This is a genomic window from Sphingomonas pseudosanguinis, assembly GCF_052056765.1.
GTDB classification, from domain to species: Bacteria; Pseudomonadota; Alphaproteobacteria; order Sphingomonadales; family Sphingomonadaceae; genus Sphingomonas; species Sphingomonas pseudosanguinis.
Genome location: NZ_CP189888.1, coordinates 3,276,214 through 3,294,405, shown reverse-complemented (window position 1 = coordinate 3,294,405; position 18,192 = coordinate 3,276,214). Strand labels below are relative to the sequence as shown.

Here is an 18,192-nt window from a genome sequence, read left to right as displayed (position 1 = left end):
GGGGCATGGAGCGAGGGCCGACCTAGCGTTCGTCACGCAGGCGGGATGAGGGTGCTCATTCAAGCAACAGGGGGGAATCTCGAATGCCCCTCAACCGCAACGCCCTGATAGGACAGGAAACCTGTCGCCCGGATGAATGAAATTGCCCGGAAGCGTTCAGTTACGCGCCGCCGACCTCCGTGGGTCGTTGAATCGGAACGCCTTGTCGTCCACCGCGACGCCGTAGCGCTGATTCGACAGGCGAATCGTGGTCCGGTTGTTCTGGCTGTCGAGCGCAACCCAACCCTGGAGCATCAGCCCGCCGGGCGCGGCGGCGTCGCGGGCGAAGACAAGCGTGATCTTGCCATATTCGGGATGCTTGGGGTCGTTCGCCTCGACCGAGAGCAGCCGCGAGTCGGCGCTGGGCACGACCTTGGCATAGCGACCGATGTCGCGGCTGGGGTCGATCAGCACGCCCAGCGGCGAGTTCTTGATCGGCCAGCGCTGCACCTGCCGCACCGAATAGTCGATGAAGGTCAGCGCGCCGCCATCGGCGACGATCAGCAGCGGCACGCCCTTTTCATATTGGAAGCGGATCTTGCCCGGCTTCTTCATGGTCAGCGTCCCGGTCAGCACCTTGCCGGCGCGGTCCGTCTGGGTGAAGTCGGCGGTCATCGTCGTCAGCGCCTGAAGCGAGCGCTGCACCGCCGCCAGATCGCCGCCGGCCTGCGCCATGGCGGGCACGGGCGCGGCGACCATCGCCATGGCGGTCGGCGCCAGCAGGGCGGACGCCATCATCGAACGGATCATCAAAACACTCCTTTGGAGCCGTCACTCATGCGGGCGGCCTATTGAACGGGTCGTGAATCGCGGAATCAGGGTCGGCTTGGGAACTCGCTGAAAGCGAGTGTCGGACCGCTCCCCCAAAAACGTGCCTCCGGCATGTTTTCAAAAAGTCTCTTACAGCGTCAGCGCGGCCTTCAGGCCCAGCGCGGTGACATCGTCCGCCTGGGCATAGCCGCCGGGATGATGGATGAACTGGACATTGGGGCGCATCTCCAACCAGTCGGCGGGGTGGATGCTGTAATACACCTCGGCGGCATATTCCGATCCCTGCACCGCCCGCCGCGTGGGATCGAGCCGTTGCCCGTCCGCGACCCGTCCGTTCACATGGGTGCGCGCGACACCGATGCCCAGCACGTCGCCGGGCACGGCGGGGACCAGCCCCTTGTAGAACAGCCCGGCGGCGACCTGATTGTCGGTGACGCTGGTCGCACGGTCCGCTTGGGTGGCGTTCAGGAAGACGCTCAGGCCGTTCTCCGCCTTGCCGTCCTTGGTCTCGCCGGTCAGCTGCTGCTGGATATTGATATAGACGCCGTAGCGGCTACTCCGCTCCAGCGGGGCGAGGCCGGTGATCGCGAGCGGGCGACGGTTGATGTCGAGGAAGACGTCGGCCGCGTCGGCGGTGCTGACCCAGCCGCCCAGCTTGTACGACCCGATCCGCCCGGCGGTGGGATGGTTGATCCAACCCACTTCGGCAGGGACCAGCACCCCGGTCGCGCCCCGGAAATGGCCGATGAAGAAGTCGGTATCCAGATTGCGCGGATTGACCTCATAGACCGCGCCCTGGGCATACAGGTCGTCACGCGGTTCGTAGCGCAGCCGTACGCCCCATTGGCTGACCGGCCAGTTCTGCCAGTAATCGCCGACCAGATTGCCTGGCTGCGCGCCGCAGAAACTGAGATTCATGAAGTGGCAGGAGAAGATTGCGAAATCCTCGCCCGGATTGGTGCGGCCCAGCTTCACCTCGAACCGCTCGCCGATCCGCTGTTCGTACCAGAATTGGGTGAGGCGCAGAGTCTGGCCCCGGCCATAGACCTCCTGCACCTGTTGCAGCGTGCCCAAATTTGCATCGTCGCTGAGGTTGCGGCCCCGGCGATAGGTGAGCGTGGCCTGGAACGCCCCGCCCTTCAGCCCCATGACCTTTTCCAAGTCGAACAGCGCGCCGGCGTCGAACTGCCCGGTTTCGCGGAACAGCGTCTTGCGCCCGCCCGTCACATTGACCGCGCTTTCCGAGGCATAGCGCGCGGTGACGGTGATTCCCCGCCGGCCCAGCCGGGTGCGGATGTCGTGCCAGTCGCCGATCAGCCCGGGCGGCGGCGTGCGGCGCGTGTCGGCGGTGATCGCCGAGGGCGCGCTGTCGGAGGGGCGCACCGCACGGCGCCGGGGCGGGCGCTGCGTATCGCCGGTGGCGGCTTCTGGTACGACACGCGAGGCCGAGGGGACGGGGTCGGTGGTCTGCTGCGCCCAAACCGGTGCGGCGACCAGTAAGGGGGCCCAGCCCCAGATCATCGCCTTCATCATAGCCCCTTTCCCCGACCCTTATCGTTTCGCGTTGCAAACGATCGATCCGGGGAAAGGTGCCGTATGCGTCAAGCGCCTATTCCTCCCCTGGCAGGGGAGGTGGCAGGGTAAAGCCCTGACGGAGGGGTGTCCCACGCCCGAGAGGTAACTCTATCCTCGCAACCGGTTACACCCCTCCACCAGCTTCGCTGGTCCCCCTCCCCTTGCAGGGGAGGAAAGAGGTCACCCCTGCTCCGCCGCGCGGACCTGGTCGACATAGTCGCCATAACCTTCCGCCTCCATATCCCCCAGCGGTACGAAGCGCAGCGAGGCGGAGTTGATGCAGTAGCGCAGGCCGCCACGATCGCGCGGGCCGTCGGGGAAGACATGGCCCAGATGGCTGTCGCCATGCGCCGAGCGCACCTCGGTGCGGATCATGCCGTGCGTGGTGTCGCGCAGTTCGTTGACATGCGCCGGCTCGATCGGCCGGGTGAAGCTGGGCCAGCCGCAATGCGAATCGAACTTGTCGGCCGAGGCGAACAGCGGCTCGCCTGAGACGATGTCGACATACAGGCCCGGCTCGCGGGTGTGCAGATATTCGCCGGTGCCGGGACGCTCGGTGCCGCTCTGCTGGGTCACATAATATTGTTCGGGGGTCAGCCGCGACAGGGCTTCCTCGGTCTTGGCATAACGGGTGTCGGCCATGGGGGCTCCTTTCGAAAGGGGATCAGGCTTGAACGGGTTCGGCGGCGATCTGGCGCAGCGCCTGCTCGAACGATTCGGGCGGTTGGCCGCCCGAGATGAGATAGCGATTGTCGATGACGATCGCGGGCACCGACTGGATGCCGCGCCCCTGCCACAGCCGCTCGGCCTCGCGCACCTCGGTGGCATAAAGGTCGGAGGACAGCAGCGCGCGGGCCTGCTCGGCGTCGAGCCCGGCGCGGGTGGCGGCGGCGATCAGCACGTCATGGTCGGAAATATCCTCACCGTGCGTGAAATAGCTGTCGAACAGCGCATGCTTCAGCGCCGCCTGCCGCCCCTCGATCCCCGCCCAGTGGAGCAGGCGATGCGCGTCGAAGCTGTTGTAGATACGCGATGTGTCGGTCATCGCCATGGTGAAGCCGACCGAGGCGGCGCGCTCGCGGATATTGGCGCGGTTGGCCGCCGATTGTTCGGGCGTCGCGCCATATTTGCGGCCGATATGCTCGACGATATTCTCGCCCTCGGGCGCCATCGCCGGGTTCAGCTCGAATGGCTGGAAATGGATGTCCGCCTCGACCGCGTCGCCCAACCGCTCCAGCGCGATCTCCAGCCCGCGCAACCCGATGATGCACCAGGGGCAGGAGATGTCGGAGACGAAATCGATACGGATCGGGCGGGGCATGGATGGTCCTGACTGACGCGACGGGGCGCGGGGGGATGGACCATGATGTGGGGAGGGGGCTTGCCCGTGCAAAGGGGCGGCCCGGGAAACGCTGCGTCAGTAAATCCGCGTCCACCGCTCGGGGCCGTCGGGCGCGCGCGGATAGACGACATGCAGCGGTTCGTCGTCCGCCGGGGTCATCTCCCCGGCGGGCCGGAACAGGCACCGGCCACCCTGCGCGCGCGGCGACAGCGTTTGGCCGGCGGGCACGCGCGTCAGGTCGGTATTGGCGACATAGCCCATGATCCGCTCCCTTCGGCCGATAGAGTGCGATACCCGGCAAAGGGATGCCATCCGGGAAAAGCCCGGAAAACAAAGGGCTGGAACGAAGCGGGGGCTGACCGCTTTCGTGGCGGTGCCATTTGCGCCACATCAGGCGCGCCTAAGCCTTTCCATGGAGATCGACCGATGACCCGAACCGCCCTCATCACCGGAGCCACCGCCGGAATCGGTGCCGGCGCCGCACGCGCCTTTGTCGCGGCTGGCTGGCGGGTGATCGGGACGGGGCGGCGCGCCGACCGGCTTCAGGCGCTGGCCGACGAGCTGGGGACGGCGTTCCATCCGCTCGCCTTCGACATTACCGACGAGGGGGCGCTCGATGCGGCGCTGGCGGGCTTGCCGGAGGCGTTCGCGGACATCGACCTGCTGGTCAACAATGCCGGACTCGCGCTTGGCACCAAGCCGGCGCAGGACAGCGATCTGGCCCAGTGGCGAACGATGATCGCGACCAATATCGACGGGCTGATCACCATCACCCACCGGCTGCTGCCGCGCCTGATCGAACGGCGCGGGGGGATCATCAACCTGTCCTCGGTGGCGGCGAACTATCCCTATACCGGCGGCAACGTCTATGGCGGGACCAAGGCGTTCGTGAAGCAATTCTCGCTGAACCTGCGCGCCGACCTGCATGGCAAGGGGGTGCGCGTCACCTCGATCGAGCCGGGCATGGTCGAGACCGAGTTCACCACCGTCCGCACCGGCGGCGACCAGGCGGCGTCGGATGCACTCTATGCCGGCTCGGACCCGATGACGGCGGACGACATCGCCGCTACGTTGCTCTGGGTCGCCGAGCTGCCGCCGCACCTCAACATCAACCGGCTGGAGCTGATGCCGGTCAGCCAGTCCTTCGCCGGCTTCCAGGTCGCCCGCACAAGCTGAACCCTACAGCGGTCGGTGCATCACCAGCGCATCGACCGCCCCCAGGCGCGGATGCCGGAAGGCGCCGGGCACCCGCCCGACCGTGGCGAAGCCCAGCGCCGTCCACAGATGCACGGCGGCGGCGTTGGCGCTGACCACGAAGTTGAACTGCATCGCCACAAAGCCCCGCGCCCGCGCTTCGTCGAAGGAATGCAGCGCCATCGCCCGCGCCACCCCGCGCCCGCGCGCGGCGGCACCGGTCATATACCCCGCATTGGCGACATGATCCCCGCCCCCGGCCTGATTGGCGCGCAGATAATAGGTGCCGAGAATCTCGCCCCCCTCTTCGAACACGAATGTCCGCTTGTCCTCCCCCAGCCAATAGGCCAGCGCCGCCGCCTCGGTCATGGCGGGATCGAGCGCATAGGTCTCGCCCGCCCGGATCACCGGCAGGATGATCGCGGCGATGGCGGGCGCGTCGGCAGGGGTGGCGGGGCGAATCGGCATGGGCACTCCGATGGCGAGGACAGGGATGGCAATCCGGCTTTCTCCCGGATGGTGCCGGACCAAAGCCCGCTCCTAACGCCGCGCGCGGGAGGAAGATCATGCCATATTCAAACGATGTTCGCGCGCAGTTGCTGGCGGAGGCCAAGGCGGACGTCCGCCGCTGGTGCTGCCCCAGGGATCAACGCGTCGAGGGAGGGCGCTTGCCGGATACGCACTGGCTGGCGTTGTTTACCGGTGAGGTGACCGAGGATGATGCACATCGCTTCCTCATCACCTTTCAGTTGAACCGCGTGGCGTGGGAAAGGGCGGGCGTCGCGCGGGAGATTGCGCGTTTGCGGTTGCTATCGACTTTCGATCCGCTGACGGACGTGCCCGAATTGGCTGAAAAACTGCCAACAAAAACGAAGCAAAGTCGGCGGCATAGTTCCGCGGCGAGCAAGATCGCGACGTTTGCCCGGCCAGAGGCCGATGTCTTCATCTGGGACCGTTTAGCCAGCAAAGCAGCGCGCTATCGGGACTGGCATCGCGCTGGAGGCACCGGATGGAAACGATTGAGCAGCCTGTATCGTAACGCCGACGGCCATGACTATCCCGCCTTCTGGCAGGCCTGCGCACAGGCGCGCGAGGATGAACGGCAAAAGGTCGATTTCCAGGCAGCACGCGATCGGCTGATCGCGGATTTCCGTGCCGGCGCAGGGGGTGCAGAGATGGCCGATCCCGTGCATGTGCCCGATGGTTTCATCGAACGCCGACTGCTCGACAAGTTGATGTTCGCCGAAGGGCGCTGGATCGAACGCCATCGTCCATAACGGGGAAGCGCCGGTGGGGCGGGGCTATCCGCCCCGCCGGCCATTCTGCGCAACCGCGAGCACCACGGCGGCCAGCAGGCCGAGTGGGAACCACAGCCCGAACTTGCCCGTCAGCAGGCCGATGAACCCGAAGATCAGAAGCGCGCCGAAGGGCGACAGGTTTTTCATCGCCTGAGTGTATGCGCAGGCCGACAAAACACGCCATGCCTGATGCATGCGATCCAGGTTATATTCGGTGGGTTGTGATGGACCGTCCCTGACGATCGGGCGACTTGCTAAGCAAATCGCTGGAGCGGGCGAAGGGATTCGAACCCTCGACCCCAACCTTGGCAAGGTTGTGCTCTACCCCTGAGCTACGCCCGCTCTGGCGTTTCCGAACCGGCTGACCGGCTGGGGTGAGGCGGGCTATTAGATGTGGGTTTCGAATCCGGCAAGCACTTTTTTCAGAAATTTTACATTGGCGACTCCAGCAAGAGAACATTACAAGAACATATATGGAGGAACCCTTTGCCCTGATCGACCGTCTGCGTCGTGCCGCCTGTCTGGCGACGCGGATGGAGGAGGGTGAGCGGGGGGCGGGTGACGCGCTGACGCGGGGCCTTGCCCCCGCGCAACTCCATGAGATCCATGCGCTTTCGCAAGGCGAGGCGGCCAGCGGCGCGGGCTTTGCGATCGGATGCGTGCTGGCCGCCGGGGCTCGGCCGATCCTGTGGCTGCGCACCGAAGCGGCCGAACGGCAGGGCGGGCGACTCCATGGGCCGGGGCTGATCGCGATGGGGCTCGACCCCGCCGATCTGGTCGTGGTGGTGGTCGGTGATGATTCGGCGTTGCTGCGCGCGGCGGCGGATGGCGCGCGCTGTCCGGGGCTGGGCACGGTGATTGCGGAGGGCTGGGGCGCGATGCGCGGGCTGGACCTCACCGCCTCGCGGCGGCTGATGCTGGCGGCCGAGGCCTCGGGCGTGGTGATGATCCTGCTGCGCGTCGGCGGGCAGGTGGTGCCCAGCGCGGCGACGACCCGCTGGGCGGTGGCGCCCGCCCCGTCGCGCGCGCTGGCGGCGGAGGCGCCGGGCGCACCGGCCTATGATCTGGAATTGCTGCGCCGACGGGGAGCGCCCGCGGGCACCCGGTGGCGTGTGGAGTGGAACCGTGACACGCAAAGCTTCGATCCCGCGCCGCTATCTGGCGCTCGTCTTCCCCTGGTTGCCGATCGAGCGGCTGCGGATCGGCCGCCCGCACCTGTTCGTGGGACGCGATGAGGCACCGATCGCCTTTGCCGAATCGGTGGGCGGTGCAGTCCGCCTGGCAGCGCTCGATCCGGCGGCGCGGGGGGCGGGGCTGTCGGTCGGGCTGACGCTGGCCGATGCGCGGGCGCGGGTGCCGGCGCTGGAGATATTCCCGCATGACCCCATCGCCGATGCCGACTGGCTGGAGCGGCTGGCCGAGGGCGCACGGCGCTATAGCCCGGCGGTGGCGCTCGATCCGCCGCAGGGGCTGGTGCTCGACAGCGCCGGCGCGGATCATCTGTTCGGCGGCGAGCGAGGGTTAGCCGAGGATATCGAGACGCGGATGGCCAGGCGCGGCATCACCGTGCGACTGGCCTATGGCGACACGCCCGAGGCGGCGCGCGCGCTGGCCCGCTATGCCGGCACCCCCGCCCCGGACGAGATGGGGGCGATCCGCCGCCTGCCCGTCGCCGCGCTGGAGCTGGACGAGGATGCGGGCGCGGCGCTGATCGCGGCGGGGCTGAAGACCATCGGCGATGTGCTGGCGCGGCCGATGGCGACGATCGCGGCGCGGTTCGGGCGCGAGGCGGCGACCGCGCTCAGGCGGCTGACCGGCGAGGAGGACAGCCCGCTGACCCCGCGCGTGGTCGCCGCTCCGATCGGGGTGGAGCGGCGCTTCGCCGAGCCGGTGGCCCGGACCGAGCATATGCTGGGCGTGCTGGAGGAACTGGCGGGGGAAGCCGCACGGGCGCTGGAGGAGCGGCATGAAGGCGGCCGTCGCTGGGATGCGCGACTGTTCCGCGCGGATGGCGAGGTGCAGGCGCTGCGCGTCGAGACCGGGCAGCCGACGCGCGACCCGGCGGTGCTGTTGCGGCTGTTCCGCGAGCGGATCGAGGCGCTGGCCGATCCGCTCGATCCCGGTTTCGGATACGATCTGATCCGGCTGGATGTCGGGCTGGCCGAGAAGCTGGATGCGGTGCAGCTGCGGCTGGAGGGGGGCGAGGCGAAGGCGGAGGCGGTCGCCGCGCTGATCGACCGGCTGGGGACGCGGCTAGGGCGCGAGCGGGTGCGGCGAATCCATCCGCGCGACAGCCATATGCCCGAACAGGCCGAATTGCTGCTGCCTGCGACCGAGGCCGCGCCCAGGGCGGAGTGGACCCGCCCCGAACCGGGCGAGCCGCCAATGCGCCCGATCCATCTGTTCGACCCGCCCCAGCCGATCGAGTCGCTCGCCGCCGAGACGCCCGATGGTCCGCCGGCGCGCTTCCGCTGGCAGCGGAAGATGCATGACGTGGCACGCGCCGAAGGGCCGGAGCGGATCGCGGGCGAATGGTGGCGACGCGCCGACATGACGCCGCCGACCCGCGACTATTACCGGGTCGAGGATGTGCGCGGGCGGCGTTTCTGGATCTTCCGCCATGGGCTTTATTCGGAGACCGAGCGGCCGCGCTGGTATGTGCACGGGCTGTTCGCGTGAGGGGACTCGCTCCAATCCTCCCCGGCACGGGGAGGGGGACCATGCGCAGCATGGTGGAGGGGGCGTGCGGCAAGGGATGCCCTTTGTGGCACTCCCCCTCCGTCAGCGCTTACGCGCTGCCACCTCCCCGTGCCGGGGAGGATTAAGTGTCCGACTTCGCCGAACTGGTCGCGGCGACGCATTATTCCTTCCTCGACGGGGCAAGTCCGGCCGAGGACATGGTCGCGCAAGCCTATGCGTTAGGCCTCAAAGGCATCGGCATTGCCGACCGCAACACCGTCGCAGGGGTGGTGCGGGCGCTCAAGGCGTGGCGAAAGACTTGCGCCTCGGCGAAGGAGATCGGCGCTCCGCCACCGCCGACCCTCGTCGTCGGCGCACGCCTCGTCTTCGCCGATGGCACGCCGGACATCGTCGCCTATCCGGTGAACCGCAAAGGCTGGGGACGGCTGACCCGGTTGCTGACGCTGGGCAACAAGCGGGCGCGGAAAGGGGGCTGTATCCTGGGGCTGGGCGACCTGAACCGGCATGCCGAGGATCTGCTGCTGATCGCCTTGCCAAAATCGAGCGCCCGGCCCTGCGAGCCGATGGCGGACGCGATGCTGCCCCCTCAGCGCGCCGATCCGGGACTGGCGGCGACGCTCGACCGGCTGGTGGCGGTGGCGCCGGGGCGGGTCTGGCTGGGGGTGACCATGCCGCGATCGGGGGCGGACCGGCGGCGGCTGGTGGCGTATGCCGCACTGACCGAAGCGCGGGGCGTGCCGCTGCTCGCCACCACCGATGCGCTGTTCGCGACGCCCGCCGACCGACCGGTACAGGATATACTGACCTGTATCCGCGAAGGCCTGACCATCCGTACCGGCGGGCGCCGGCTGGCGGCCAATGCCGAGCGGCATCTGAAGCCCGCCGCCGAGATGGCGCGGCTGTTCGCCGATCGCCCGGCGGCGGTGGCGGAGAGCATCGCGATCCTCGACCGGATCGAGTTTCGGCTGGATCATATCTCCTACCAATATCCCGACGAGCCGATTCCACAGGGGTGGAACGCGCAGGACTGGCTGGAGGAGCTGGTTCGACGTGAAGCCGCGGTGCGCTATCCGGGTGGTGTGCCGGTCAAGCTGCGCGGCTTGCTGGACGAGGAACTCGCGCTGATCCGCCGGTGCGGATATGCCCATTATTTCCTGACCGTGCACGACGTCGTCCGCTTTGCGCGTAGCCTGACGCCGCCCATTCTCTGTCAGGGGCGCGGGTCGGCGGCCAATTCGGCGGTGTGCTGGGTCCTGGGCGTCACCTCGGTCGATCCGGTGCGGTACGACCTGTTGTTCTCGCGCTTCGTCTCGGAGGAACGGCGCGAGCCGCCCGATATCGACATCGACTTCGAGCATGAGCGGCGCGAGGAGGTGATCCAGTATATCTACGAGCGATACGGCCGCCACCGCGCGGCCATCGCCGCGACCGTCATCCATTACCGCCCGCGCAGCACGGTGCGCGAGGTCGGCCGCGCGCTGGGCCTCAGCGAGGATGTCACGCAGCGGCTGACCAGCACCGTCTGGGGCAGCTTTTCCAAACAGTTCGAGGAAAAGCGCTTCCACGAAACCGGCTTCTCGCCCGACAATCCCGAGATCGCGCGGCTGCGCACCCTGGTCGACCGGCTGCTCGGCGCGCCGCGCCATTTGTCGCAGCATGTCGGCGGCTTCGTGCTGACGCAAGGGCGGCTCGACGAGACGGTGCCGATCCATAACGGCGCGATGGAGGGGCGCACCTTCATCGAGTGGGACAAGGACGATATCGACGAGCTGAAGATCATGAAGGTCGACATATTGGCGCTGGGGATGCTGACCTGCATCCGCAAGGCATTCGACCTGATGGAGGCCCATGGCCTGCCGCGCCCCGATCTCGACACGCTGGCCCAGGATGAGGACCACCGTGTCTATGAGATGCTGCAACGGGGCGACAGCATCGGCGTATTCCAGGTGGAGAGTCGGGCGCAGATCAACATGCTGCCCCGGCTGAAGCCGAAGGAATTCTACGACCTGGTCGTACAGGTCGCGATCGTCCGGCCGGGGCCGATCGAGGGCGATATGGTCCATCCCTATCTGCGGCGGCGGGCGGGAACGGAGGTCGTGACCTATCCCTCGCCCCATCCCGACCATGGCCCAGCGAAAGAATTGGAAGAGTTGCTCGGTAAGACCTATGGCGTGCCGCTGTTCCAGGAACAGGCGATGAAGCTCGCCATCACCGCCGCCAAATTCACCCCCGACGAGGCCAACCAGCTTCGTCGCGCCATGGCGACGTTCCGCAAGGTTGGGGGGATGGACAATTTCCAGCAGAAGATGGTCGGCGGGATGGTGCGACGCGGCTACGAGCTCGAATTCGCGGAACGCTGTTTCAAACAGATCGAGGGGTTCGGCTCCTACGGTTTTCCCGAAAGCCATGCGCTGTCCTTCGCGCGGCTGGTCTATGTCTCGGCCTGGCTGAAACGGCATCAGCCCGCGATTTTCACCTGCGCGCTGCTCAATGCGCAGCCCATGGGATTCTACGCCCCCGCCCAGCTCGTCCGCGACGCGCGCGAGAATGGCGGGGTCGAGGTGCGGCCGGTCGATGTGAATTTCAGTGGCTGGGACAATCGGCTGGAGGCCTGCGCGGACGGGGCGTTTGCGCTACGGCTGGGCTTTCGCCAGATCGACGGGTTTCGCGAGACATGGGGCACGGACATCGCGGATCATGCCCCCTATGAGACGATCGAGGCGGCCGCGATCCGTGCCCGGCTTCCGCGCCGCGCACTCGACCTGCTGGCGCAGGCGGATGCCTATCGCTCGCTGGGGCGCGGGCGGCGCGAGGGACAGTGGGAGGCGCGGCGGATGAAGTCGGCGCAACTGCCGCTGTTCGCTGCGATGGAGGCGCCCGAAATGGCCGCCGAACCCGATGTCGCGCTGCCGCCCATGCCGCTGTCCGAACAGGTCAGCGCCGATTACCGCGCGACGCGGCTGTCGCTGAAGGGCCATCCCATGGCCTTCCTGCGCGCCGAACTGGCAGCGGAAGGTATCCTGTCGGCTGCCGAGCTCAACCGGCTGGCCGATGGGCGGCGGGCCAGGGTCGCGGGCGTGGTGCTGGTCCGCCAGCGGCCGGGCAAGGGCAATGCGATCTTCGTCACGATCGAGGACGAGACGGGCATCGTCAACGCGCTGCTCTGGGCGCGCGATTTCGAGGCGAACCGGCGCGCGGTGATGGCCTCGCGGCTGATGCTGATCCACGGCGTCGTCCAGCGCAGCGAGGAGGGCGTCGTTCACCTGATGACGGCGGGCGTCGAGGATCGCAGCGCGATGCTCTCGCGGCTGGAGGACGTACCCGTCGCGCCCACCCGCTCGCACGATCCGCGCGGAACCCCGGCGCAACGCGGCGTCCATCCGCGCGATGTCCGCCTGCTGCCGCGCTCTCGCGATTTCCATTGAGGCGGGGCGATGCCTTCTTTCCCTCTCCCCTGGATAGGGGAGAGGGTTAGCGCAGCTTGCCAGCCTGCTGGCTGGGGCCAATCGATATTCGTCTTGTTCCTCCCCTGGAAAGGGGAGGTGGCAGGCCGAAGGCCTGACGGAGGGGTGTCCCGCTCTCGATAGGGTGACACCCCTCCACCATGCTCCGCATGGTCCCCCTCCCCTTCCAAAGGAGGAATGACGGCGGCATTGTTTGAATGTCGATGAGGCCTAGCGCAGCTTAGGTGAGGGCTTGAGCGAGCTCTCGGCTCGCGCGCGCTATGCGCGCTCACCCCTCACCCAGCTCCGACTAAGTCTTTGCTCTGGCAAAGACCAAGTCTGCGCAACCCTCTCCCCTCTATGAGGGGCGAGGGGGAGAAGGGCTCGCTGCAATGTCGATCCGGCGTGGCCGGCAAAACATGCCGAATTATCCCATCGCCCCCAGCCCCAAGGGCTTGTGCGCACCCCCCGCCATGCCATATTTTAGCGCCATGGCCCAGAACAGCGACATCCTCACCCATCCTCTGGGAATGGCCGGCAATGGTCCCGGGCAAGGCCCCGATCATGGCGACGATGAGGGCAACGGCCTGGGCGTCGCGACGCGTACCCGCACGCGGACCAAGCAGCCGACGCCGTACCGTGTCCTGATGCTTAACGACGATTACACCCCGATGGAATTCGTCGTGCTGTGCCTGCAGCGCTTCTTCCGCATGAGCATGGACGACGCTACCCGCGTGATGCTCCACGTCCACCAGCGCGGCGTCGGGGTCTGCGGTGTCTTCTCCTACGAGGTCGCGGAGACCAAGGTGGCGCAGGTGATCGACTTCGCCCGCGCCAACCAGCACCCGCTGCAATGCACGCTGGAGAAGGCGTAGCCCAGGACCGATCCTCCTTGATACGGGGAGGTGGCGGGCTGCAGGCCTGACGAAGGGGGGGCGTCCACGCAGGACGTTCCTATCGGCCAACCACTACCGCGTTACTATGGTCACCCTCTTCGTACCGGAGAGGACTTATCCGATCAGCCGTTCCGCCGCCTGCCGCCCGGAAAGCCAGGCGCTCTCCACCCTCGGCGTGATCAGCCAGTCGCCGCAGGCCGCCAGTCCGGTCTCGGGTCGTGCATAGGCGCCGGTCCCCGCCTTGCCCGAACGGGCATAGCGCCAGCGATGCGCGGCCGCGTGGACAGGGGCGGGATGCGGTCCCGTCTGGTCCGCAAACGCCCGGCTTAGCGCCGCCACGACCGCCTCACGCTCGCTCTCCAGATGCTGGCGCGACCAGTCGGCGGTCGCATGGATCGTCCAGGCCTCGCCGCCGTCATGGCCGGGCTTGGCGGGGTTTCGCGCGGCAATGTCGATCGGGGCGCCGACCTCCGGCAGGTCCGCCACCGCCAGCGGCGTGTCGAAGCCCAGCATCACCGTCCAGCATGGCGCGGACGGATGCGCCCTGGCCAGGTCCGCCAGCGCCGGGTCGATCGAGGCGGCCAGGTCGGCGGTCTGTTCGGCGGGCAGGGCGAGCACGGCGATGTCGAACGGCCCTTCCACCCCGTCGTCATGCGTGAACCGCCAGCCGTCTCGATCTTGCGCGATGGTGCGGATATGGCTCGACCATCGGACATCCCGCAGCCCGGCCATGTGCGCGACGATGCTGGCCATGGTGGGTAGGCCGACCCAGGTGTCCTCGCCGGCGGCGGGCCAGCGTGTGACGATACCTGCTCGCTCCCATTCGGCGACCTGCGTCCGGAAGGCTGGATCGCGCGTGGTCAGATATTGCGCGCCATAGTCGAAGACGAAGTCATGGCCCGCCGCCGATACGGGCTTGCTCGACATGCGTCCGCCCGGGCGGCGGCCCTTATCGAACAGACGGACCGCATATCCCGCCGCCGCCAGTCGCGCGGCGCAGGCCAGTCCGGCGATGCCCGCGCCGATGATCCCTGCCGATCGTGTCATACGCCCCTTGCCCCCGCCATGCCCGTGGATGGACGAAGGTACGCGTGGTCGCGGCAAATGATCCGCATTCTTCGCCAAGCACCCACCTTGATCCATGATCATTTTTTGCCGGGTACGCCCCCGAAACGAGGATCAACCGCACGGCGGACACGTTGTAGCGCGCGAGAAGCGGCGGCTTTGCCCGCCTTTGAGTCAGGGCATGCCGCTATTTTCACCACGCAGCACCGATCGCATGGGAACCGGGCAGGATGGGCATTGCCCTTCATCTTGTCCGCCTTTGCCGGCGGCCGCGCAATTTTCTTTCCCGCTATGGCGAGCATGAGGCGAAGGCATGGAAGACTATAAGACGGTACTCGAAGGCAAGTGCCCCTTTGGCGGCGACCGGATCGGCGGTGCCTTCACCACGCCGCCGACGCTGGCCGAATGGTATCCCAACCGGCTTCGGGTCGAGCAGCTGCACCGCCACGGTCCGCGCGCCAATCCGCTGGGGGAGGATTTCGACTATCGCGCCGAGTTCGCCAAGATCGACCTCGATGCGCTGAAGGCCGCGATCAAGCGCTTCCTGACCAGCTCGGTCGCGTGGTGGCCGTCCGACTATGGCAATTACGGGCCGCAGATGATCCGCATGTCGTGGCACTCGGCGGGCAGCTATCGCATCGCCGACGGGCGCGGCGGGGCGGGCGAGGCGATGCAGCGTTTCGCGCCGATCAACAGCTGGTGGGACAATGGCAATGTCGACAAGTCGCGTCGCCTGCTCTGGCCGATCAAGCAGAAATACGGCGCGGCGCTCTCCTGGGCCGACCTGATCGTCCTGACCGGCAATTGCTCGCTCGAGATCATGGGGCTGCCGACCTATGGCTTCGGCGGCGGGCGCGAGGATGCGTGGGAGGCCGATGACGCGACCTATTGGGGCCCCGAAGTCTTCGACATGACCAAGGTCGACAGCTTCGACGAGATGGTCAATCGCGACAAGCGTTGGCGGGGCAAGAACGGCGACGCCGATTACGATCTGGAGCAGCCGCTCGCCGCCTCACACCAGTCGCTCATCTATGTGAACCCGGAAGGGCCCTATGCCAGCGGCGATCCGATGGCCTCGGCGCGCGACATCCGCATCACCTTCACCCGCATGGCGATGAACGATGAGGAGACGGTGGCGCTGATCGCGGGCGGCCATGCCTTCGGCAAGAGCCACGGCATGGTGAAGGCCGACCGCATCGGCGCGCCGCCGGAGATCGCACCGATCGAGGAAATGGGCCTGGGCTGGCACAACCCGGAAGGCACCGGCAATGCCGAGTTCACCATGACCAATGGCATCGAGGGCAGCTGGACTCAGAACCCGACCCAGTGGGACAACAGCTATCTCGAAAACCTGCTGGGCCTGGAATGGGAACAGACGCGCAGTCCTGCGGGCGCGCTGCAATGGACGCCGGTCAGCGGTGACGCCCCGCGCACGCCAGACGCGCATATCGAGGGCAAGACCCACGCGCTGATGATGATGACCAGCGACATCGCGTTGAAGGTCGATCCCGTCTATCGCCCGATCTGCGAGCGGTTCCTCAATGACTTCGACTATTTCACCGAGCAGTTTTCCAAGGCGTGGTACAAGCTGACCCACCGCGACATGGGACCGCGCGAGCGCTATGTCGGGCCGGAGGTGACGATCGAGCCGGACCTGTTGTGGCAGGACCCGATCCCCGAGCGCGACTACGAGCTGATCGACACCGCCGACATCGCGCAGCTGAAGCAGCAGATCCTCGACAGCGGCCTGTCGGTGTCGGACCTGGCCTTCACCGCCTTTTCCGCCGCCGTCACCTACCGCGACAGCGACAAGCGCGGCGGCGCGAATGGCGCGCGCCTCGCGCTCGCGCCGCAAAAGGACTGGGCGGTCAACCGTCGCACCGTGCCCGTCATCGCGAAGCTCCGCGAGATCATGGGCGCGTTCAACGACGGGGCGACCGGCGGCAAGCGCGTCTCGCTGGCCGACCTGATCGTGCTGGGCGGCTGTGCGGCGGTCGAGAAGGCGGCGGCGGATGCGGGCGTGGCGCTGGAGGTGCCGTTCACCGCCGGGCGTCGCGACACCACCGATGAACTGACCGATGCCGACAGCTTCGAATGGCTCAAGCCCGTGGTCGACGGCTTCCGCAACTATGTCGACGAACAGTTCGACGCCATCACTCAGGGCCGCGTCGCGCCCGAGGAACTGTTCCTCGACAAGGCGGCGCTGTTGAAGCTCAGCGCCCCCGAATGGACGGTGCTGACCGGCGGCCTGCGCGCGCTGGGCGCGAATTGGGACGAGAGCGAGGCGGGCGTGTTCACCGACCGGGTGGGCGTGCTGAGCAACGACTTCTTCCGCGTGCTGACCAGCATGGACTATGTCTGGACCAAGCAGGACGAGGGCGGCCTGCGCTTCACGCTCGACGACCGCGACAGCGGTGAGACGCGCTACACCGCCACGCGCAACGACCTGATCTTCGGGGCGAACTCACAGCTGCGCAACATCGCCGAATTCTATGCCGCCGAGGACGGCCATCCCCGCATGGTCCGCGACTTCGTGACGGTGTGGAACAAGGTGATGACCGCCGATCTTTTCTGATGGCGATGGGGGCGGTCCGGTTCGGGCCGCCCCGACCATCGGTGGAGGCGATATGGCGCGGGTGACGGTCTGGTATGACGGCGGCTGCCCGCTGTGTCGGCGCGAGATCGCGGCGATGCGGCGGCTGGACCGCCGCGGTCGGATCGCATTTGTCGATGTCGACCGGAATGACGGCGGCTCCTGCCCGATTGATCGTGCCGCGCTGCTCGCGCGCTTCCATGCACGGGAGGGTGGCGTGATGCTGTCGGGTGCGGCGGCCTTCGCCGCGATGTGGCGCGCGATCCCGCTGCTGCGCCCCTTGGGACTGCTGGCCCGGCACCGCCCGGTGCTGGCGCTATTGGAGCAGGGCTACCGCCTGTTCCTGCGCGCGCGTCCGACCCTGCAACGCTGGGCGAGGCATTAGCGCGCGGCGGGCAGCCAGCTCAGGTCCAGCCCCTCGAACCGGTCGACATAGCGCGCCTCGTTCACCAGCCGCGCCTCGTCGAGCAGCTGGACCCGCCCGCCTTTGCGGGTGATCAGCCCTTCCTCCTCCAGCTGGCGCAGCATTCGGTTCACATGCACCGCCGTCAGGCCGATCGCATCGCCCATCTCCTCCTGCGTCAGCCCCAAAGCGAAAGAATCGCCGACCTCCACCCCCGCCTGGCGCATCTGGGCGCGCAGCGACAGGAGCAGCGTCGCGACCCGCTCGCGCGCCGAGGTGCGGCCCAGCCCCGCCAGCCGGTCGGTGGTGATCACCCGCTCGATCTGGTTGAGGACGAGCAGCAGGCTCATCAGCCGGGGATGATCCTCCGCCAGCCGCGCCATCTGCGCGCGTTCGAAGGCGCAGACGACCGAATGGGCCACCGCCACCACCGTGTCGAGCGATCGGCCATAGACCAGCGCGGACAGCGCGAAGAGGTCGCCGGGATACAGGAAGCGGACGATCTGCCGGCTGCCATCGTCGAGCAGGACATAGCACATCAGCACGCCCTGCTGGACCACGAACAGCTCGTCGTTGCGCGCATGCTCGTCCATCAGCACCGCGCCGCGCCGGAGCGACCGGGGCCGCTCCTCGAACCGGGCCAGCGTCTGGCGCTCGGCCGGGGTCAGCGCGATCCATTTGTCGAGGCGATCCGCAAGTCCGCTTTTTGACACTGACACTCCATTTCAACAGCGGATGCGTGCCTTAGCCACGGAGGACACGGGGGCGCATTAATATCGATCAACCGTCCCTTTTCGCGCGTGCGGGCGCGATTTCGCGAACCGATCCGGCCACCGTCACCGGCCGGCGGATTGCGGGGGCAAAAGCGTGTGC

17 protein-coding genes and 1 tRNA gene are annotated in these 18,192 nt (G+C 67.5%); 8 read left to right on the top strand and 10 right to left on the bottom strand.

Annotated features, from left to right (window positions below; genetic code table 11):
• Positions 1 to 156 precede the first annotated feature (156 nt).
• The 5 genes from ACQHGV_RS15045 to ACQHGV_RS15025 form a co-directional block, all read right to left on the bottom strand.
• The gene (locus ACQHGV_RS15045; protein WP_183952633.1) at positions 157 to 789 is read right to left on the bottom strand and encodes a LolA family protein; all 633 of its coding nucleotides are present in this window, start codon (positions 787 to 789) and stop codon (positions 157 to 159) included.
• A 150-nt stretch (positions 790 to 939) separates the two neighbouring features.
• Positions 940 to 2,343, bottom strand: a complete 1,404-nt coding sequence (locus tag ACQHGV_RS15040) for a carbohydrate porin (protein WP_440978791.1) — start codon at positions 2,341 to 2,343, stop codon at positions 940 to 942.
• Positions 2,344 to 2,565: 222 nt separating this feature from the next.
• Positions 2,566 to 3,027 (bottom strand): peptide-methionine (R)-S-oxide reductase MsrB, encoded by a 462-nt coding sequence (msrB, locus tag ACQHGV_RS15035; RefSeq protein ID WP_440978790.1) that lies wholly within the window; start codon positions 3,025 to 3,027, stop codon positions 2,566 to 2,568.
• 22 nt (positions 3,028 to 3,049) lie between these two features.
• Positions 3,050 to 3,706: a DsbA family oxidoreductase gene (locus tag ACQHGV_RS15030; RefSeq protein WP_440978789.1), complete on the bottom strand. Its 657-nt coding sequence runs from the start codon at positions 3,704 to 3,706 to the stop codon at positions 3,050 to 3,052.
• Between the two features lie 96 nt (positions 3,707 to 3,802).
• Complete coding sequence (locus ACQHGV_RS15025; protein WP_440978788.1) at positions 3,803 to 3,988, bottom strand: hypothetical protein; 186 nt, start codon at positions 3,986 to 3,988, stop codon at positions 3,803 to 3,805.
• A gap of 165 nt (positions 3,989 to 4,153) precedes the next feature.
• On the opposite strand from ACQHGV_RS15025, the gene ACQHGV_RS15020 reads away from it, so the two are divergent.
• Entirely contained in the window at positions 4,154 to 4,903 is a 750-nt protein-coding gene (locus ACQHGV_RS15020; RefSeq protein ID WP_440978787.1) for an SDR family NAD(P)-dependent oxidoreductase, read from the top strand.
• A 3-nt stretch (positions 4,904 to 4,906) separates the two neighbouring features.
• Here ACQHGV_RS15020 and ACQHGV_RS15015 read toward each other — a convergent pair whose 3' ends face one another.
• Positions 4,907 to 5,389, bottom strand: a complete 483-nt coding sequence (locus ACQHGV_RS15015) for an N-acetyltransferase family protein (RefSeq protein ID WP_440978786.1) — start codon at positions 5,387 to 5,389, stop codon at positions 4,907 to 4,909.
• A 98-nt stretch (positions 5,390 to 5,487) separates the two neighbouring features.
• On the opposite strand from ACQHGV_RS15015, the gene ACQHGV_RS15010 reads away from it, so the two are divergent.
• The gene (locus ACQHGV_RS15010; RefSeq protein ID WP_440978785.1) at positions 5,488 to 6,198 is read left to right on the top strand and encodes a hypothetical protein; all 711 of its coding nucleotides are present in this window, start codon (positions 5,488 to 5,490) and stop codon (positions 6,196 to 6,198) included.
• A gap of 24 nt (positions 6,199 to 6,222) precedes the next feature.
• Here ACQHGV_RS15010 and ACQHGV_RS15005 read toward each other — a convergent pair whose 3' ends face one another.
• On the bottom strand, positions 6,223 to 6,366 hold the full coding sequence (locus tag ACQHGV_RS15005; protein ID WP_440978784.1) for a hypothetical protein: 144 nt from the start codon (positions 6,364 to 6,366) through the stop codon (positions 6,223 to 6,225).
• 120 nt (positions 6,367 to 6,486) lie between these two features.
• Positions 6,487 to 6,561: transfer RNA gene (locus tag ACQHGV_RS15000), tRNA-Gly, on the bottom strand.
• A gap of 131 nt (positions 6,562 to 6,692) precedes the next feature.
• On the opposite strand from ACQHGV_RS15000, the gene ACQHGV_RS14995 reads away from it, so the two are divergent.
• The 4 genes from ACQHGV_RS14995 (at position 6,693) to clpS (ending at position 13,237) form a co-directional block, all read left to right on the top strand.
• A complete protein-coding gene (locus ACQHGV_RS14995; RefSeq protein ID WP_440978783.1) occupies positions 6,693 to 7,454 on the top strand; it encodes an ImuA family protein in 762 nt (253 codons plus the stop codon).
• The gene (locus ACQHGV_RS14990) at positions 7,345 to 8,898 is read left to right on the top strand and encodes a Y-family DNA polymerase (protein ID WP_409790478.1); all 1,554 of its coding nucleotides are present in this window, start codon (positions 7,345 to 7,347) and stop codon (positions 8,896 to 8,898) included. The genes ACQHGV_RS14995 and ACQHGV_RS14990 overlap by 110 nt, the downstream gene beginning before the upstream one ends.
• 146 nt (positions 8,899 to 9,044) lie before the next feature.
• On the top strand, positions 9,045 to 12,344 hold the full coding sequence (locus ACQHGV_RS14985; RefSeq protein WP_440978782.1) for an error-prone DNA polymerase: 3,300 nt from the start codon (positions 9,045 to 9,047) through the stop codon (positions 12,342 to 12,344).
• A 548-nt stretch (positions 12,345 to 12,892) separates the two neighbouring features.
• On the top strand, positions 12,893 to 13,237 hold the full coding sequence (gene clpS / locus ACQHGV_RS14980; RefSeq protein ID WP_042486836.1) for an ATP-dependent Clp protease adapter ClpS: 345 nt from the start codon (positions 12,893 to 12,895) through the stop codon (positions 13,235 to 13,237).
• A gap of 135 nt (positions 13,238 to 13,372) precedes the next feature.
• On the opposite strand, the gene ACQHGV_RS14975 is transcribed toward clpS, so the two are convergent.
• Positions 13,373 to 14,305: an NAD(P)/FAD-dependent oxidoreductase gene (locus tag ACQHGV_RS14975; RefSeq protein ID WP_440978781.1), complete on the bottom strand. Its 933-nt coding sequence runs from the start codon at positions 14,303 to 14,305 to the stop codon at positions 13,373 to 13,375.
• A gap of 331 nt (positions 14,306 to 14,636) precedes the next feature.
• On the opposite strand from ACQHGV_RS14975, the gene katG reads away from it, so the two are divergent.
• Together katG and ACQHGV_RS14965 are read left to right on the top strand one after the other, a co-directional pair.
• Entirely contained in the window at positions 14,637 to 16,898 is a 2,262-nt protein-coding gene (gene katG, locus ACQHGV_RS14970) for a catalase/peroxidase HPI (protein WP_440978780.1), read from the top strand.
• A gap of 52 nt (positions 16,899 to 16,950) precedes the next feature.
• Entirely contained in the window at positions 16,951 to 17,301 is a 351-nt protein-coding gene (locus tag ACQHGV_RS14965) for a thiol-disulfide oxidoreductase DCC family protein (protein ID WP_440978779.1), read from the top strand.
• Here the strand turns inward: ACQHGV_RS14965 and ACQHGV_RS14960 are convergent.
• Entirely contained in the window at positions 17,298 to 18,032 is a 735-nt protein-coding gene (locus ACQHGV_RS14960) for a Crp/Fnr family transcriptional regulator (RefSeq protein ID WP_440978778.1), read from the bottom strand. The genes ACQHGV_RS14965 and ACQHGV_RS14960 overlap by 4 nt on opposite strands.
• Between the last annotated feature and the right edge of the window lie 160 nt (positions 18,033 to 18,192).

What these genes read in the sequence shown, in the direction of transcription:
- ACQHGV_RS15045 (WP_183952633.1), bottom strand. Translation starts at nt 789, where the DNA reads ATGATCCGTTCGATGATGGCGTCCGCCCTGCTGGCGCCGACCGCCATG.
- ACQHGV_RS15040 (WP_440978791.1), bottom strand. Translation starts at nt 2,343, where the DNA reads ATGATGAAGGCGATGATCTGGGGCTGGGCCCCCTTACTGGTCGCCGCA.
- msrB (WP_440978790.1), bottom strand. Translation starts at nt 3,027, where the DNA reads ATGGCCGACACCCGTTATGCCAAGACCGAGGAAGCCCTGTCGCGGCTG.
- ACQHGV_RS15030 (WP_440978789.1), bottom strand. Translation starts at nt 3,706, where the DNA reads ATGCCCCGCCCGATCCGTATCGATTTCGTCTCCGACATCTCCTGCCCC.
- ACQHGV_RS15025 (WP_440978788.1), bottom strand. Translation starts at nt 3,988, where the DNA reads ATGGGCTATGTCGCCAATACCGACCTGACGCGCGTGCCCGCCGGCCAA.
- ACQHGV_RS15020 (WP_440978787.1), top strand. Translation starts at nt 4,154, where the DNA reads ATGACCCGAACCGCCCTCATCACCGGAGCCACCGCCGGAATCGGTGCC.
- ACQHGV_RS15015 (WP_440978786.1), bottom strand. Translation starts at nt 5,389, where the DNA reads ATGCCGATTCGCCCCGCCACCCCTGCCGACGCGCCCGCCATCGCCGCG.
- ACQHGV_RS15010 (WP_440978785.1), top strand. Translation starts at nt 5,488, where the DNA reads ATGCCATATTCAAACGATGTTCGCGCGCAGTTGCTGGCGGAGGCCAAG.
- ACQHGV_RS15005 (WP_440978784.1), bottom strand. Translation starts at nt 6,366, where the DNA reads ATGAAAAACCTGTCGCCCTTCGGCGCGCTTCTGATCTTCGGGTTCATC.
- ACQHGV_RS14995 (WP_440978783.1), top strand. Translation starts at nt 6,693, where the DNA reads ATGGAGGAACCCTTTGCCCTGATCGACCGTCTGCGTCGTGCCGCCTGT.
- clpS (WP_042486836.1), top strand. Translation starts at nt 12,893, where the DNA reads ATGGCCGGCAATGGTCCCGGGCAAGGCCCCGATCATGGCGACGATGAG.
- ACQHGV_RS14975 (WP_440978781.1), bottom strand. Translation starts at nt 14,305, where the DNA reads ATGACACGATCGGCAGGGATCATCGGCGCGGGCATCGCCGGACTGGCC.
- katG (WP_440978780.1), top strand. Translation starts at nt 14,637, where the DNA reads ATGGAAGACTATAAGACGGTACTCGAAGGCAAGTGCCCCTTTGGCGGC.
- ACQHGV_RS14965 (WP_440978779.1), top strand. Translation starts at nt 16,951, where the DNA reads ATGGCGCGGGTGACGGTCTGGTATGACGGCGGCTGCCCGCTGTGTCGG.